The organism is Agrobacterium genomosp. 2 str. CFBP 5494 (assembly GCF_900013495.1).
Lineage (GTDB): Bacteria > Pseudomonadota > Alphaproteobacteria > Rhizobiales > Rhizobiaceae > Agrobacterium > Agrobacterium pusense.
Genome location: NZ_LT009719.1, coordinates 271,833 through 287,481, shown reverse-complemented (window position 1 = coordinate 287,481; position 15,649 = coordinate 271,833). Strand labels below are relative to the sequence as shown.

Sequence of the window (15,649 nt, the reverse complement as noted above, 5' to 3'; positions counted from 1 at the left end):
TCAGTATGATGTTGTACCTATGATCAGGCAACGTCGTATCGTCGAGATCAAGACCGCGCAATATTTCAATCGCAGAGGCAAAAGCGTCTGTCACTACGCGCTATCGCCTACCGAAAGCCAGCATCCTCCCGATATTGTCCATGACGGCCGGCAAATTGGCTCTCCGAAGTTGAAAGGGTAAAGGATAACGCATCGCTCCAATGGGTGCTTGTATCGAAACAATCCTCGACCTGCTCGAGGCGCACGAAAACACGACGCGTCAGGTCGCAACTGCGAAGTTCAGGCAAACTTCTATGATACGTTGTAGCACCTCTTGTGCCGTTTCGGTAACTTCTCTATAGGGATCCCGAAAGGACCATGGTTTATCTACGAAGGTTCCTGACATCCTAATGGAGCCGTTGCTGATGCTGTTACATCCTGCCTTGCTACAGCCTGCGATGGCGAGCGTTGACAAGTCGGAACAATCTCGGCCATGCTGACAAAGACTTCTGCAATCCCTGCGCGATTAGCCCGAATCGATCCATTGACTGTGCTATGCGCCTTGACGGTCGAGGGTCGCGATGGCCAACGCTGCCTTGCCGAGTCGTGGCGACGCTCCATAGCATCACGGTCGAAACGATCGTTCAGGTCGCTTCGATTTGCCCCAGCGCCGACGAACAAGACATCGCCTGATCTGGGTGCCGCGCTGCGCCTGGCATCTATCTCGGAGTCGGCTGCACTGGGAGGGATCGCTCAGTTTACCGTTGTGTTGAAGCCGCGAGATGTCCGCAGCCGAGGCATGTGATCGTAGGAGCATTGATAGCCTCTATTTAACAGTTGGGTACGCACGTTATGAACGACCACAATACTGGAGCGGATCCGCTCGACCAGTTTACCGACATACTGGAGAAGCGCAGGCAACATCGGCACAACCAAGGGTTGGTTCCGTATGGTTATACATCTGCCGAAGCCCTCGTGTTCTCCTTCCGCGTTTATATGAGACGCAGACGCGCATCCTTCCGGCGTTCGATCGAAAAACGCATACGCCGGCTGACCAATAAGTTCCGGAAGCTGGGAGGGCAGCAATGAGATCTTTTCTCGTCGTAGGCGGTGTCGGAGATCAGCTTTACCAGCTTCTCTGCATCGCCAGCTTGGCAAACGGGATCGAGCCCAGGATTTGCGTGTCTCGGCGCGACGAGGCAAAAACCTTATATCTTGCGAAGCTCATCAACAAGCGGGATGGGATGCAAAATGTCTTCGACCTTGGCAAGTTCAAGGTCCTCGAGGACGATAGCGTCGCGGAACTTCTCGACTTCTGTCAGGTCCACAAGAAGAAGGGGGATCTGACTGGAGGGTTTACGGCCTACGCGCCCGAAGTTGGGTTGGTCACTTGTCTCTGGCCCGATCTGTCAAACGATCTTGGTGCACTATTCGGCGCGTCAGAAAGCTGGGTCAACCTCTACGAGATGTATTCTGAAGCGCGGATTGCTTCGAGTCTCGATCGAAATTATACCCAAATCTACGCACGTGACGTTGCGATGGCTGTGATCTCTGGCGCGAGGTCTGTTTTCGCCTCGCCGAACGCGAATAGCGTGCCAATCGACATGACGCAGATCAGTGAATTGATCACTGTTCTGGACGATCCGGCGTGGAACGTGGTGAAGGTGCACTCGAACGCAGGCAATTCACGCCGGCTGGATATCAAGTCGAAAAGTGATGAATCTCCCTTGAGTGAGAAATTTGCGGAGGCACTTACCCGCCAAGGCATAGACACACGGATAGTTGGGGGAGATTTGGTGGCGCTGCATTCGGAAATCGAACAGAGCGATCTGGTGCTGACCGTACGGTCCGGATTGACGGACCTTGCGTATTTCACTGGTCGATCGCTGTTGACCTATTACCCCTCGATGGAAATCTATAAGAACTACCGGATGTCACGCCGAGAGGTCGTACTGGAGGAACTGGCAGGCGGTGGCGTCTGCACGGCACTGATACACAGCCCGGAGAAAGTAGGATGATTCTGACTTCGAAGCTCGACTGGAATGAGGTCCGCAACAACCTAGACAAGCTGTCGACTGAAGTGCCAATGGCGCGTACGGTCGTGGTGGTTGGGGCCCGGGAACTCATTGCGGAGCATCTGGGCGCGGACTACCTTGCGAATTTGCCTTTTCCGATCGTGAGCTTCGAAGAAGCCTTGCCGGAGCTTGAGGTGGCGCTGGTAGATCATGGACGAGACGAAATCCTCGTCGTGTTCATCGAAGAAATCGCGCAAACCATGCTTCCGATGGTCGGCTTCTGCGTTGATTATCAAATCAGGTGGGTCGCGCTAGGCGGACATGGCACTGGGGGCTATCGTTTCGACGATCCCATGGTCAATTTCAGCCTGCGAGAGTCGTTTCAAGAGCAACAGCAAGAGAATTTCCTGAAGATTGACGACCCGGGTACACTTGGGGATTTTGTCAACCTCTGCCAGGCACTTTCGATCATCCAGCACCTCGAGGGTGACATCGTTGAATGTGGATGTTTCAACGGGTCGAGCGGCGGGGTCATTCTTGATTACTATAACCGAAAGGGGTATCCGAGGAGAGATTTCTACTTCTTTGACGTGTTTTCCGGCTTCGACTACGATGTCGCGTATAACTCCACCGACACCCGCTGGGCCGATAGCCACCAGAGCGCTGGCTATGATGTCGTGCGTCAGCGTCTGGAACGGAAGTGCGGTATCAATTCGGTGACCGTGAAGAAGCAGAATATAATTACCGATGATTTCCTCGAAGGTATCGACAAGATCGCGATGGCCAACCTGGACGTGGACCTTTACGAGGCCGTCGATGTTGGGCTCCGCAAGCTCGCGCCGAAGATTGTCAAGGGTGGGTTGCTGATCTGTGAGGATGCCGGCCATACCCCCGCACTCATCGGCGCGCGCCTCGCGCTTCAAAGGTTCATGGACTCGGACCTCGGCCGCGATTTCGTGCCTGTCTTCATGGAATCCGGCCAGGTGTTTCTCATCCGGCTCTGACGTAGGGAAATTCAAGCTTTGCGACTTAGCGCCCTTGGCTGGTAAACCCCAGAGTGATACGCACCATCATAGCACGGAGGTAAAACGGTGGAAAATGACTGCAAGTTGACTGTTGTCACGGCCACGCGCAACAACTCTCAAGACCTGATCGCTACAGCCAAGTCGATCCGGGAACAACTGAACAGGAACTTCGAGTGGCTAGTCTATGATGGTAGCGACCAGGAAGACGAGCGGCTGAAGATAGAAAGCATAAAAGACGGGATAGCCGCCGCCGGCGTGCCGCGCGTCAGGATGGTTCATCGTTTCGACAACGGCATATACGAGGCCATGAACAACGCCGTCACTCTGTGCGAAGGCGAATTTGTGATTTTCCTCAACTGCGGCGACATGTTCGTGGACGAAAGGACCACGGACCTGATCCAGGCGTCCCTCGCGGACAATGTCGATGTCCTTCACGGGGACGAGATCTACATCGAGAGCGACGGCACGGTAAAGCTGAAAACCGGGATGCCAGCAAAGGATCTTGTCGAAGGTTTCGGAGAAGGCTCGCAACCCTATGTGGATAACATGGTTTGCCAGCAGGCGATCGTCTATCGCACTTCGGTCCTTCGCAAGAACCCGATGTCGTTGACATTCCGTGTATCCGCTGATCACGATTATTTCTTCGACCTTTACAGTAAGGGCTATCAGTTTTCTTACATAGACAAGCCGCTTTGCATCTATTTCGCGGGTGGTTTTTCATTTCGGCATCCGGCGAATTGTTATTTTGATTGGCTTCAGGTTCAGGCGAAATATTCTGATACCACAACACCGACGTCACCAAAGTCGGTCCTTAAGCCTTTTAGACACGCTTTCCGCGGCACCTTGAATCTGGCGCTGCTGCAACGGGAACAACAGAAAAGGCGGCATGCATTCGGCCTCGTGATGCGGATAGTAGGGATGCTGGACAATGACTCCGACCAAGCTGCCGCTTTGGACCGGATGTCCCGGATGTTTTTGGAATACTCCAGGGACCTGAACGATCTCGAATTCTGGACACTCGCGAAGTTCTTTGCCGAACTCGTGAACCGCGTTGCGCCGTCAGAGGTGGCGGACGTCGGGAATGTTCATATCGCTGTTCTGCAAATTCTGGACCGCATCCAGGAATATGATGAGACGAAACTGACAGCCTACGAGGTGAAACTGACTCGGCGACTAGTAGAGGGTGCCGCACGCTACATGAACGCGATGCCCCGTCTTTGCATGAACGGATATAAGCATCTTGATACATGCAACCTGAGCGGTGGTGCGTCGAGTGTGCTTTCCGCGGATCAGAACAGGAAGGTCAGTGCAATATGGAGATGACAGGTGTTTGATTTCGACGCTTATTTCAACGGAGCCGCCGAGGCTGTAACTGTCGTCGAGAGTGCCAAGGACCAGATAGAGACGGTAGTCGCGCGACTAGTCGAGGCGATCGGATGCGGCGGAAAGGTAGTGCTGGTCGGGATCGGAAAGTCTGGCCACATCTGCCGCAAGGTCTGCGGCTCTTTCAACAGTTATGGCGTGACATCGCTTTTCCTTCACGCGTCGGAATGTGCGCACGGCGACCTTGGCGCACTGGACAGTAACGATGTGGTTATCCTCGTGTCGCGTTCCGGTGCTTCGACGGAACTTTTTCCGGTCGTGAATTTTTGCGGGAGTGCAGGAATCTCAACTGTGGCCATTTCTTCAAATGCCACAAGCGCCCTAGTGCGCGAGTCGGAATTCGCAATTGTAATTCCGAAAACCGACGAGGCCGTGCCGCACCGGCTCGCACCGACGTACTCCACGCTTTCCGCCCTGGTCGCGCTCGATGCGATCTTCGTCGCCACGGTCGCCGGCCTCGGACTGGATGCTGGCGCGTTCATGCGTCACCACCCCGGCGGTGCTCTGGGTCAACTCGGACGTTCTGTTGAGGACGTGATGCAGACGAAGCCGCTGCCCCTCGTGCGGCAAGGCATGACCATTCGTGATTCCATCGTCATGATGACGACAGGTATGGTGGGATGTGTGGGTATTATTGACAAAGACGGGACACTGGTCGGCATCTTCACCGACGGGGATCTGCGTCGCGGGGTCGAACACCTTGATTTGTCGGCACCCATCGACTCTGTTTCCAACGCGAACATGACCGTCCTTGAGGCGGAAATGGTTCTGTCCGACGTGGTCAGTGTGTTTCGTGATCGCAAGATTCCGTCTGCATTCGTTTGCCGGGAAAATAAGCCGATCGGGATCGTGCACATTCGTCATCTGACAGAGCTGCAACCTGAGAAAGCGGAGGACTAAGCATGCCCGATTACGTTGTCGTCCAAGCCGGAGGTCGCGGAAGCAGGCTGAGGCACCTTACATGGAACAAGCCGAAATGCCTTGTCTCTGTCGAGGGGCGACCAATCTTGTACCGAATATTCGACAAATTTCCCGAGGCGAAATTCATCGTCATAGGTGACTACAAGTTCGATGAGCTGCGCAGTTACCTTCAGATGGAGCCTCCGCCTTGCGACTACTCGCTTGTTAACACCAAGGAGACAGGAACTGCCTCTGGGATTTATGAGGCCATCCGTGAGATCGATGACGCAAGTTCCATCGTTGTCATTTGGTCCGATATCCTTGTCGACGGTACGGAACTCAATGATGAGTTGAACCGGAGAATCCGCGATACAGATTTTGGAGTTGTACTGACGGATAACTTTGTCTGCCGCTGGTCGATGACTGAAGAAGGCGCGTTGGCTGAAAATCCTTCCACGACGAATGGTGTCGCCGGGATTTTCTACATGAAAAACAAGAGCGCCCTCGCGGAGGTGCCGGCCGGAGGAGAGTTCGTCAAATGGGTGTCCCGAAACATTTCGGGGTTTGACAGCTTCACCTTCAACGCCATGCGCGAAGTCGGTGATTTCGACACGATCCAGGGACTTAACGAAAGCAGCAGCTATTGCCGGTTCTTTAATAACATCGTTATCAAGGACGAAGTTGTTAAGAAAACTCTCACCGATGAGCGGTATCGCAATGTCGCCCAGGACGAGGTGAACTGGTACAAGGAAGTTTCCGCTCGCGAGTTCAGGCACATTCCCCAGATTCATTCCTACTCACCCCTCGAGATGCAGCGCATCCGGGGCAAGCACCTCTTCGAACTCGAGGAAATGGAATCTGCCTCGCGGAGGCAGCTGATCGAGGACTATTTGGATGTCCTGGGAGAATTGCACGCGCTGGACAGCACGCCGGCTGATTTTGAGGCTTGCCACTCAGTCTATTTTCGCAAGACCGTTTCGCGCACGAGAGAAATCGAGTCCATAAATCCGTTCGCATCGCGCAAAAGCCTAGTTATCAACGGCCTGAAGTGCAAGAATTACCTCCATGACGACTATCTTCCTGAGCTCGAGAAGATCGTTTCGGATATCTGTGAGGTCGAGAAGTTCTCCGTAATCCACGGGGATTGTACCTTTTCCAATTCGCTGCTCTCCGACGACGGCCGGATCTACCTGATCGATCCCCGGGGCTCCTTCGACAAGCATAAGGTCTTTGGTGATCCGCGTTACGATTTCGCCAAGCTCTATTATTCCAGCTATTCGAATTACGACGGGTTCAACCGCCGGAAATTCAAGCTCTATCTTGACGCGGATGCCGGTATATCCGAAGTCCTGACGGATAAAAGCCTTTTCAAGTCGGTTTCCGAGAGTGTCTTCAAGGAAGCATTCGGCCCGAAGCTTGCTGACATCAAGGTTATCAATGCGATGATTTGGGCGTCTCTTTCGGGCTACGCGAAGGATGACTTCGACAGTGCCATCGGGTCCTACTGCCTCGGCATCTACTATCTCAACAAGGCTTTGAAATGAGCGGACCTGTTCGTATCAGCGAGCTTGGTTCCACTTGGTTCATCGATCTGGACGGGACCGTCTTTGCACACAACGGACATTTGAGCGGGGCGGGCGACCAACTCCTGCCGGGGGTGCGGGAATTTTGGGGTGCGCTTCGTGACAACGATATGGTGGTCATCATCACTGCGCGTTCCGAGAAATATAGGGGCGTCACGGAAGCTGCGTTGCGTGGCTTCGGTCTGCGTTATTCGACCCTCATTATGGACGCGCCGCACGGTGAGCGTATTTTGGTGAACGACACGAAACCCTCCGGCATGCGCACTGCTTTTGCCATTAACGTCCCCCGTAACGCTGGTCTCGGTGAGTGCCTAGTCATCCGTGATCCAAATCTCTAGGCTTTGAAAGCTGGATCGTCCTGGGGCGAGCCCTCCGTGGCCCGGATTGTGAGCCGGTGGGGAGATTGGTCTCCAGATTGGGCACAGATTTGAGGCTGCCGTTGTGCAGCACGTAAGAAAGGATATATAAAATGATCACCCCGATCCTGATGTGCGGCGGTTCGGGTACGCGGCTATGGCCGTTGTCGCGCAAGAGCTACCCCAAGCAGTTCGTGCCGTTGATGGGCGAGCGGACGTTGTTTCAGCAGGCGGCCATGCGGCTGTCCGGGCCAGGCTACGGTAAGCCAATTGCGATAACCGGGTCGGATTTTCGCTTCATCGTCACTGAGCAACTGGCCGAAGCGAGGATCGACTCCGGGGCGATTCTGATTGAGCCAGAGGGGCGTAACACGGGGCCAGCGGTGATGGCTGCGGCGCTGCACGCCCTGGAGGCCGACCCTGAGGCTGTGCTGCTAGTGGCGCCCTCGGACCACGTCATCGCCGAACTGGAATCGTTCCGCGCTGCGGTCGTTAAAGGCCTTTCGGCGGTGGCTGAGGGCCGCATCGTCACTTTCGGCATCACTCCCGACCGGCCCGAGACTGGCTATGGTTATCTTGAGCTTGCCGATGCCATAAAGGACGATGGGGCGCCGGTGGCGCTGAAGCGTTTTGTCGAGAAGCCCGACCACGCGACAGCGGAGAAAATGCTGGCCGCCGGTACCTTTCTGTGGAACGCCGGGATATTTCTATTTGCGGCCAAGGATATGGTAGTTGCCTTCGACACCCACGCGCCGCAGATCGCGGAGCCGGTGCGCCGTGCGCTCTGTGAGGGGCAGAAGGACCTCGGCTTCCTCCGTCTCGCGCCAGGTCCTTGGGCCGAGGCCGAGGCGCAGTCTATCGACTACGCAGTGATGGAACACGCCGATAACCTGTCGGTTGTGCCATACAGCGGCGCTTGGTCGGATCTCGGCGACTGGGACGCAGTCGCGCGCGAAATGGAAAACACCGGTGACGGTACCGCCGTCTCAGGACCGGTGACAAATATCGACTGCCGCGATACGCTCCTGCGCTCCGAGGTTGAAGGGCTGGAGCTGGTCGGCATCGGCCTCGATGGTATTGTCGCGGTGGCGACCCCAGACGCGGTACTGGTGGCTCACAAGTCTCGCGCTCAGGATGTGAAGCTTGCGGTGTCGGCTCTAAAGGAAAAGGGCGCGGCGCAGGCCGAGAGCTTCCCCAAGGACCATCGCCCTTGGGGCTGGTTCGAGACACTCGTTTTAGCCGACCGGTTTCAGGTAAAGCGGATTGTGGTACATCCTGGCGCAGTGCTCAGCCTGCAAAGCCACCATCACCGGGCTGAGCACTGGATCGTCGTACAGGGCACGGCTCGGGTGACTGTGAACGATACGGTGAAACTGGTGACCGAGAACCAATCGGTCTACATCCCTGTGGGCGCGGTGCACCGGATGGAGAACCCGGGTAAGATGCCAATGGTGCTGATCGAGGTGCAGACGGGTAGCTATCTTGGCGAGGACGACATCATACGTTATGAGGACGTTTATTCGCGGGGACAGGCCGCCAAGGTGTAGGGTCCGCCTTTGCGCCAGGTGTTGGTATCTTGTCCGCCCTAACGGATCTGTCATTTTCACCAATTTGCTTCCGTACGTGAAACGTCTAAACTGTTGGTTGTCCTGAGCCAAGTACGCCACCAGGGCCTTGTCTGTGCAACTTTGGAAATATTATCTCTATGGCATTCGCACCAGAAAGAATTTTTCTTCTCGATTACACATGCGTGCAGCCTTTCGGGCACAATGTGCCGAGCTTGCATATCTTTGGCACATATTTTTCAGAATTTGCACCTATTACAACTCTGGTGCCGATCACGTTCCGAGGAAACATTGCGGAGTTCGATAAGATCCTTGCGTCCCCCCTGCAAGGCTTCTTCAGGTTCGACCGCTCCATCAAATTTGCTGGGTTCCGGGTCAGTACGGAAAACTTCCACCGGGCGGCCATCAAGATCAGTAACAGGCTGGCACGTCGGTTGACAGGACGCGAAATAGCCGAGATTGATGCGTTGCGAAACGTGGCCGAAGTGGATCATGCTCTCGACTTTTCCTCGTCGGATATACTCGTTCTGCCGAGTGCCGACATGTACGGGGTGCGCTGTCTAGTAGAGCATTTCGAGAAATGTCCATCCGAGCGAAGGCCGCGGCTGCATTTCCGGCTGATCGGCGTAATGGAGCATCACTCCTACTCGTATCGGTCTCCGCTGGACGAAATCGTGGCTAGTGTCAGGCGCGGCCGGGACAAGGGTCTGTATATCCAGGTATCTTGCGAGACCCCTGCCTACCTTGACGTTCTAAAGAGGCACATCCCAGACGCGTTCCTGTTCCCATACCCGATGCACGCAGTTAGCCCGGGGCCGGAAGGGTCGGAACTGCCGACGTTCGCGCTACCCGGTCAGGGGCGCGTTGACAAGGGCTACGACCGAATATGCAATATTGCGGCCCTCGTAAAGGAGCTCGGCAGGGATGTCCGCTGGATCGTCCACTCCATGAGAACTACGGACCGGCACTATTCGCCGGGGTATCAAGATCTCCTGCATTTAAACCCGTCAATCGAAGTGATGTCTGCCGATCTGACGGATAACGAAATGAGAGATCTCTACAGGCGGAGCAGCTTTTCAATTCTTCCTTACTCACGGGAAACCTACAAGCTGCGGGGCTCGGCTGTGTTCCAGGAGGCACTAGCCTACGGCCATCTGTGTGTCGTCCCGAAGGGAACTGGGATCGCAGGAATTGCTGAGATCGTCGGCAACGGGATCACCGCAGAGACTGACGAAGAATTTGCTCACTCTGTGGTGACACTGTGCGACTTGCCTTGGCAACAACGGCGGGACAAGGTTGCCGCTGCGCAAGAGCGGTATGGCCTCCTCGTATCAGAAGCCATGGCGCGAATTTTTGCCTAGGCCCCGGTCTGGTTTGCGATGTGTTTCACAGTCTCAGGAAGGTGGCCGTGATGAGTGATTTGTTTCTGCTAAGCGAACACCAGATGGCTTAGATCTAGCAGCCTTTTCGGCTGTCTGCACAGGTGGATGACAGGTGGGCGGTCAGTGCCTTGTCCATCTCATCAAGCATATCTTATGATCCAGACTGCGCCAAAGATTGTGGGCCGTCCTATACGCTCATAACTCTTTCATCAGGTGGCGCTACCTTGGTGCGATCCACCCTCGATTTTAGGTTCGTAATTCAATTCGCTGGGGTGAGGGCATTCGCGGATGCTCTGGAGAGAATTGCAGGTTTGTTGATTGGCCGGATGTCATGTTGAGCATCTAAGTCGACGACACCGTGTCCACAACGAATATGTTTAGACGTTAAACCGTATTTAAGGGTTGCATGAAGCCGATGGTGTGGCTAACGCGTGGAGACGCGCTGGAGGCTATCACAATGAAAGAATACCGATATCTAAATCGTAACCGCTGTCCCACCCCCACGTTGCCCGCTGTCGCCTGATCTGTGATCGAGTTTTCATGGACGAGCGATAAGGAGTTTCTGTAAGCGGCAAGCTGAGGCCGTTCAGGCCTTGTAGCTCCACGGCATAAGGGTATGGATTTCGCTGCTAGGCCAGCCGTTTGCAAGGCGCTCGAGCGTCTGCGTCAGCCAGGCCTGGGGATCGACAGAATTCATTTTTGCAGTCTGCAAAAGTGTCGCGATTGTCGCCCATGTCTTGCCGCCGCCGTCGCTGCCGGCGAAGAGACTATTTTTTCTTGTTATCGCCTGAGGTCTGATCGCTCGCTCGACGATGTTGGAGTCGAGCTCGACACGGCCGTCCGTGAGGAAGCGTTCGAAGACGTCACGACGCTTGATCGAGTACCGTAGAGCTTCGGCGAGTTTGGATTTGCCTGATACTCGCGGCAAAGTCGTCTGCCAGAGAGTGAAGAGGTCACGGACTATCGCCGCCGAGCGTTCTTGTCGGGCAGCGACACGCGCCTCAGGGCTTTGACCACGGACGGTATCTTCTATTTCCCAGAGCGTTGCCATTCGCTCGACTGTCTCAGTTGCAACCTTGGAGCTCTTGGCGACATGCAATTCATAGAACTTGCGACGGCTATGGGCCCAGCAGCCAGCCAGAATAACGCCGTCGTTGCCGCCGTCCTTGCGGACGAGTTTGCTGTAGGCCCCGTACCCGTCAACCTGCAGAATCCCGCGATAGCCGCTGAGGTGTCGTGCCACGCAGTCGGTCGCCCGACTGTCTTCGAAGCGATAGGCCACCATGGGCGGGCTGTTGCCTGCGAACGGTCGGTCATCCCTGGCATAGGCCCATAACCAAGCGGTCTTCGCCGACCCGGATCCAGGCGCCAGTGTCGGCAGGGTCGTCTCGTCGGCAAATATTCGTTCCGCCTTCTTGATTTCGTTCAGGATGTAATCGGCGAGGATGTCGAGCTCGAACCCCAGCTTTCCCATCCATTGAGCCATGAGCCTGCGGTCGAGTTCGACCTTGTCGCGGGCGTAGATCGCTTCTTGCCGATAGAGTGGTAGGCCATCGGCATATTTGGAGACGGCGATCTGGGCCAGAAGCGCTTCGGTTGGGATACCCGCCTCGATGATATGTGTCGGGGCCGCAGCCTGGATCACGCCGTCTTCGTTCTTAAAAGCGTATTTGGGACGGCGCGTAACAATGACACGGAACTTCGCTGCAACGACATCCAAGCGTTCGGATATGTCTTCTCCGATCAGGATTTTGGTCTTACCCGCATGCTCCGGCAAGTCTTCCGGCTCGATCACCACCTCGATACGCTCCAGATGCGCCGCAAAGCCCTTGCGTGGCCTCGGTGGACGTTTGCCATCTTTGTTGATGCCACTCGTAACCTTGGCCCTGATCGCCGCAATACCGGTCTCGATCTCCTCAAAGACAAAAGCATGCTGCTCGTCATCAACACTGGCCGCTGCAAGTTTCTCTGAACGCCGCCCGAAGCGCGCGCGGTCAAAAGCTTTCAGGATCTGTGTCAGCCGCTCGATGCGCTCATCGGCATCAGCATTTCGGGCCTCGAGATCATCGACCTGCTTTTCCAAAGCCTCGACGCGAGCGGCCTTTTCGGCCATGGCAAGAACCATGGCCTTGAGTGCCTCTACATCATCCGGGAGCTCTATATCGGGTCGCGTCATGGGTATGATCAGAGCATATTTTGCTGTGATCCGCCCGCAGTTTCAGGTGCATGATTCAATTCGCCGCAGGGGTTTTACCCAACAATCTCGGGCGGCTTGATGGGTGTTGATCGAACGCGTTTCCAGTCCATCCCATCCACCAAAGCCAGAAGCTGGGCATTGTTGAGCTGGACCCGGCTATGTCCGATGCGCGGCCAGCAGAACTGGGCTTTCTCCAGCCGCTTGGCGTAAAGGCAAACGCCCGAGCCATCCCACCATACGATCTTGATACGGTCTGCTCGTTTCGCCCGGAAGACATAAAGAGCTCCGTTGAACGGATCACTGCCAGCATCTCGAACCAGTGATAGCAAGCTGTCAGGTCCCTTACGGAAGTCGATCGGATGGCTCGCCAGAAAGACTTTCACGTTCGACGGGATCATGCCGACCGCACCACTCGGATCACGCGACTGAGGTGTGCTTCATCGGCATCCACCCCCGCCCGGATAATCACGTCGCCGATAACCACCTCGATCACCGCCCGCGCACAAATCGGCCCCAAATCCGCCTCGACAGCCGCAGGCACCGAAGAGCCCCCTTGTTCGGCGCGAGCATCACGACGCCAGCCGAATAATTGTGATGGGTGTATGCCGATGCGACGCGCAATTGCCGAGACACTCGCTCCAGGCTCCATCGCCTCAGCCACCGCTCGCTCCTTGAAATCATCGGACCAACGCCGCCGAAACTGCCGCGGCGCGCCCTCGAAACGTTCCGGAACGGCCTCGATCATATGAAAGTTTCTAGTTCCAGAGTAAGCGGCAAGGAGACCCCATCTGGCGCGGCTGATGCTGAGTAGGGTATGTCGGGCATACGAGTTCTCTGAATGTGAGGATCTATGTCTAGACCTGCGGCTAGCCTTGGGTTGATGCGAATGATCGAGGCGGTGCCCGATCGCCTTGACGGGTCGCCGCGACAGTTGCGGCGGTTCTGGTCCGACGAATTCAAGGCCACAGCGGTTGAGCAGGCCTGTCAGCCCGGTGTGAACATGTCTGCCGTGGCGCGGCAGATCGGTATCTTGCCGTCCCAACTCTACCGCTGGCGTAGAGAACTGTTGGGCAGTGATGAGTCTGGACTAGCAGCACCAGTTGATCCGCAGAGAGTCGCACCTGACCCCGACCCCGTCGTCGAAATCGACATTGACGGTATCGTCGTGCGGGTCGGCCGGCATGTTGAAGAAGCGCATCTGCAGCGTGTCATCCGAGCGGTTCGCTCAGCATGATCCCCGCAGGTGTAAAGGTCTTCCTGGCCAGCCATCCCATCGACTTCCGCAAAGGGCCGGACAGCCTGCTGTCGCTGGTGCGGGATGCTGGCAGTGATCCGTTCAACGGCTCGCTTTATGTCTTCCGGGCCAAACGGGCCGACCGGATCAAGATCGTCTGGTGGGATGGATCCGGGGTTTGCCTTTACGCCAAGCGGCTGGAGAAGGCGCAGTTTTGCTGGCCGCGGATAGGCCACAACCGAGTCCAGCTCAACCATGCCCAACTCATGGCGCTCGTTGAAGGCATGGACTGGAAACGGGTGCGTTCGGTGGCGGTGAAGCCGCCGGAGATTGTTGGGTAAATGCCTGCGGCAAAGTGAATCAACCGCCTGAAAGGGCAGGAAAACCGGAGCAAAATATGCTCTAGTAGACGTCATGACGCCGCCCGATCTGCAGCTCCCGGATGATATGGAGACCCTGAAAGCTATGGTCCTTGCCATGGCCGAGAAGGCAGCGCGCACCGATGCTCTTGAGAGCGAGGTCGCAGACCTGAAAGCCAGAAACGCCGATGCTGATGAACGCATCGGACGACTGACCCAGATCCTGAAAGCCTTTGATCGTGCCCGCTTTGGCCGGCGATCAGAAAAACTCGGCTCTCCAGGCATCGATGATGAGCAGCAGGCCTTTGTCTTCGAGGAAATCGAGACCGGCATCGCTGCGATCCGAGCCCAGGTCAACAAGGGCGCAACCCATCCCGACAGCAAACGTCCGCCGCGGCCGCGCAAAGGCTTCGCACCGCATCTGGAACGGGTCGAAGTGGTGATCGAGCCGGATGAACTGCCCGAACACGCCGGCAAACAGAAGGTGCTGATCGGAGAAGACGTCTCGGAGCGACTTGACGTCGTGCCGGCGAAGTTCCGCGTCATCGTCACACGCCGGCCGAAGTATGCCTTCAAAAATGAAGACGGCGTCATTCAGGCCGCCGCACCCGCGCACATTATCGAGGCGGGCATTCCGACGGAAGCGCTTCTCGCGCAGATCGCCGTCTCGAAGTATGCCGATGGCCTTCCGCTCTATCGGCAGGAGGCAATCTATGCCCGCGACAAGGTCGAGCTTGACCGGAAGCTGATGGCTCAATGGATGGGTAAGCTTGGCTTTGAACTTGATATCCTGGCCGACTACATTCTCGCCGAGATCAAGAAGGCTGAGCGTATCTTCGCTGACGAGACGACGTTGCCCACACTCGCGCCCGGATCCGGATCGGCCAAGACGGCCTGGCTTTGGGCTTATGCCCGCGATGACAGACCCTTCGGTGGCAGTAGCCCGCCGATGGTTGCCTATCGCTTCGAAGATAGCCGTGCTGGCGATCGGGTCGCCCGGCATCTGAGTGGCTATCGCGGTATTCTGCAGGTTGACGGACATGGTGCCTATAACAAGCTTGCCAGATCTGACGGAGGCAATGACGGCGTGATGCTGGCCTACTGCTGGTCCCATAGCAGGCGCAAGTTCTACGAGCTCCACGCCTCAGACAGCTCCAAGATCGCCACCGAGACGGTGGAACTGATGGCGAAGCTCTGGCAGGTGGAAGAAACGGCTCGCGGGCAAAGCCCTGACGCCCGTGTCGCCGCGCGCCAGGCGACATCTGCTGCGGTTGTCACGGAGCTCTTCTCCCTCTGGCAGAAGACCCTACCGCGGATCTCTGGCAAGTCGAAGCTGGCCGAGGCGATCCGCTATGCCACCTCGCGTCGCTCCATCTTCGAGCGCTTTCTCACCGACGGCCGCATCGAGCTCGATAACAACATAGTCGAGCGTGCAATCCGGCCCCAGACAATTACCAGAAAGAATAGCCTCTTCGCCGGCAGCGATGGCGGTGGAAGGACTTGGGCAACAATCGCCACGCTCCTTCAAACAGCGAAAATGAACAATGTCGATCCGCAGGCCTGGCTCACCCAAACACTCGAGCGCATAGCCAATGGTTGGCCCAGCAGCGATCTCGATGCACTCATGCCCTGGAATTACACGCGCTGAACGGTCTCAGCTTGCCGCTTACG

Annotated in this window: 14 protein-coding genes; 11 read left to right on the top strand and 3 right to left on the bottom strand. The window is 56.3% G+C overall.

All coding sequences use genetic code 11. The annotated features are described in order from the left end of the window. Window positions 1-1,064 precede the first annotated feature (1,064 nt). The 8 genes from AGR2A_RS16230 to AGR2A_RS16195 all read left to right on the top strand — a co-directional run bounded on the left by AGR2A_RS16230 (window position 1,065) and on the right by AGR2A_RS16195 (window position 10,167). Entirely contained in the window at window positions 1,065-1,997 is a 933-nt protein-coding gene (locus tag AGR2A_RS16230) for a hypothetical protein (protein ID WP_080823187.1), read from the top strand. Next, window positions 1,994-2,998 (top strand): TylF/MycF/NovP-related O-methyltransferase, encoded by a 1,005-nt coding sequence (locus tag AGR2A_RS16225; protein WP_080823186.1) that lies wholly within the window; start codon window positions 1,994-1,996, stop codon window positions 2,996-2,998. Before AGR2A_RS16230 ends, AGR2A_RS16225 begins: the two co-directional genes overlap by 4 nt. An 87-nt stretch (window positions 2,999-3,085) precedes the next feature. Continuing rightward, a complete protein-coding gene (locus AGR2A_RS16220) occupies window positions 3,086-4,342 on the top strand; it encodes a glycosyltransferase (RefSeq protein WP_080823185.1) in 1,257 nt (418 codons plus the stop codon). 3 nt (window positions 4,343-4,345) lie between these two features. Then, window positions 4,346-5,302, top strand: coding sequence for an SIS domain-containing protein (locus AGR2A_RS16215; protein ID WP_080823184.1), 957 nt, complete (start codon window positions 4,346-4,348; stop codon window positions 5,300-5,302). Between the two features lie 2 nt (window positions 5,303-5,304). Beyond that, window positions 5,305-6,846, top strand: coding sequence for an NTP transferase domain-containing protein (locus tag AGR2A_RS16210; protein ID WP_080823183.1), 1,542 nt, complete (start codon window positions 5,305-5,307; stop codon window positions 6,844-6,846). Next, the gene (locus tag AGR2A_RS16205; RefSeq protein ID WP_080823182.1) at window positions 6,843-7,223 is read left to right on the top strand and encodes a hypothetical protein; all 381 of its coding nucleotides are present in this window, start codon (window positions 6,843-6,845) and stop codon (window positions 7,221-7,223) included. Before AGR2A_RS16210 ends, AGR2A_RS16205 begins: the two co-directional genes overlap by 4 nt. A 131-nt stretch (window positions 7,224-7,354) precedes the next feature. Beyond that, window positions 7,355-8,788, top strand: a complete 1,434-nt coding sequence (locus AGR2A_RS16200) for a mannose-1-phosphate guanylyltransferase/mannose-6-phosphate isomerase (RefSeq protein WP_080823181.1) — start codon at window positions 7,355-7,357, stop codon at window positions 8,786-8,788. A 158-nt stretch (window positions 8,789-8,946) separates the two neighbouring features. After that, a complete protein-coding gene (locus AGR2A_RS16195) occupies window positions 8,947-10,167 on the top strand; it encodes a glycosyltransferase family 4 protein (protein ID WP_080823180.1) in 1,221 nt (406 codons plus the stop codon). Between the two features lie 607 nt (window positions 10,168-10,774). Here AGR2A_RS16195 and tnpC (AGR2A_RS16190) read toward each other — a convergent pair. The 3 genes from tnpC (AGR2A_RS16190) to AGR2A_RS16180 all read right to left on the bottom strand — a co-directional run bounded on the left by tnpC (AGR2A_RS16190) (window position 10,775) and on the right by AGR2A_RS16180 (window position 13,130). After that, window positions 10,775-12,364 carry an IS66 family transposase gene (gene tnpC, locus AGR2A_RS16190; protein ID WP_080823179.1) on the bottom strand — a complete coding sequence of 530 codons (1,590 nt, stop codon included), beginning with the start codon at window positions 12,362-12,364 and terminating at the stop codon, window positions 10,775-10,777. Between the two features lie 74 nt (window positions 12,365-12,438). Then, window positions 12,439-12,783 (bottom strand): IS66 family insertion sequence element accessory protein TnpB, encoded by a 345-nt coding sequence (tnpB, locus tag AGR2A_RS16185; RefSeq protein ID WP_012478067.1) that lies wholly within the window; start codon window positions 12,781-12,783, stop codon window positions 12,439-12,441. Further along, window positions 12,780-13,130 carry a transposase gene (locus AGR2A_RS16180; RefSeq protein ID WP_080823178.1) on the bottom strand — a complete coding sequence of 117 codons (351 nt, stop codon included), beginning with the start codon at window positions 13,128-13,130 and terminating at the stop codon, window positions 12,780-12,782. Before AGR2A_RS16180 ends, tnpB (AGR2A_RS16185) begins: the two co-directional genes overlap by 4 nt. A 141-nt stretch (window positions 13,131-13,271) precedes the next feature. On the opposite strand from AGR2A_RS16180, the gene AGR2A_RS16175 reads away from it, so the two are divergent. From AGR2A_RS16175 to tnpC (AGR2A_RS16165), 3 genes are all read left to right on the top strand, one after another. After that, complete coding sequence (locus AGR2A_RS16175; RefSeq protein WP_107328138.1) at window positions 13,272-13,619, top strand: transposase; 348 nt, start codon at window positions 13,272-13,274, stop codon at window positions 13,617-13,619. Then, the gene (tnpB, locus tag AGR2A_RS16170) at window positions 13,616-13,960 is read left to right on the top strand and encodes an IS66 family insertion sequence element accessory protein TnpB (RefSeq protein ID WP_037095105.1); all 345 of its coding nucleotides are present in this window, start codon (window positions 13,616-13,618) and stop codon (window positions 13,958-13,960) included. The genes AGR2A_RS16175 and tnpB (AGR2A_RS16170) overlap by 4 nt, the downstream gene beginning before the upstream one ends. 73 nt (window positions 13,961-14,033) lie before the next feature. Continuing rightward, window positions 14,034-15,626 carry an IS66 family transposase gene (gene tnpC / locus AGR2A_RS16165; protein ID WP_080823177.1) on the top strand — a complete coding sequence of 531 codons (1,593 nt, stop codon included), beginning with the start codon at window positions 14,034-14,036 and terminating at the stop codon, window positions 15,624-15,626. Window positions 15,627-15,649: the final 23 nt, after the last annotated feature.

Coding starts and splice junctions, on each gene's coding strand:
- AGR2A_RS16230 (WP_080823187.1), top strand. CDS start 1,065: ATGAGATCTTTTCTCGTCGTAGGCGGTGTCGGAGATCAGCTTTACCAG.
- AGR2A_RS16225 (WP_080823186.1), top strand. CDS start 1,994: ATGATTCTGACTTCGAAGCTCGACTGGAATGAGGTCCGCAACAACCTA.
- AGR2A_RS16210 (WP_080823183.1), top strand. CDS start 5,305: ATGCCCGATTACGTTGTCGTCCAAGCCGGAGGTCGCGGAAGCAGGCTG.
- AGR2A_RS16205 (WP_080823182.1), top strand. CDS start 6,843: ATGAGCGGACCTGTTCGTATCAGCGAGCTTGGTTCCACTTGGTTCATC.
- AGR2A_RS16200 (WP_080823181.1), top strand. CDS start 7,355: ATGATCACCCCGATCCTGATGTGCGGCGGTTCGGGTACGCGGCTATGG.
- AGR2A_RS16195 (WP_080823180.1), top strand. CDS start 8,947: ATGGCATTCGCACCAGAAAGAATTTTTCTTCTCGATTACACATGCGTG.
- tnpC (WP_080823179.1), bottom strand. CDS start 12,364: ATGACGCGACCCGATATAGAGCTCCCGGATGATGTAGAGGCACTCAAG.
- tnpB (WP_012478067.1), bottom strand. CDS start 12,783: ATGATCCCGTCGAACGTGAAAGTCTTTCTGGCGAGCCATCCGATCGAC.
- AGR2A_RS16180 (WP_080823178.1), bottom strand. CDS start 13,130: ATGATCGAGGCCGTTCCGGAACGTTTCGAGGGCGCGCCGCGGCAGTTT.
- AGR2A_RS16175 (WP_107328138.1), top strand. CDS start 13,272: ATGATCGAGGCGGTGCCCGATCGCCTTGACGGGTCGCCGCGACAGTTG.
- tnpB (WP_037095105.1), top strand. CDS start 13,616: ATGATCCCCGCAGGTGTAAAGGTCTTCCTGGCCAGCCATCCCATCGAC.
- tnpC (WP_080823177.1), top strand. CDS start 14,034: ATGACGCCGCCCGATCTGCAGCTCCCGGATGATATGGAGACCCTGAAA.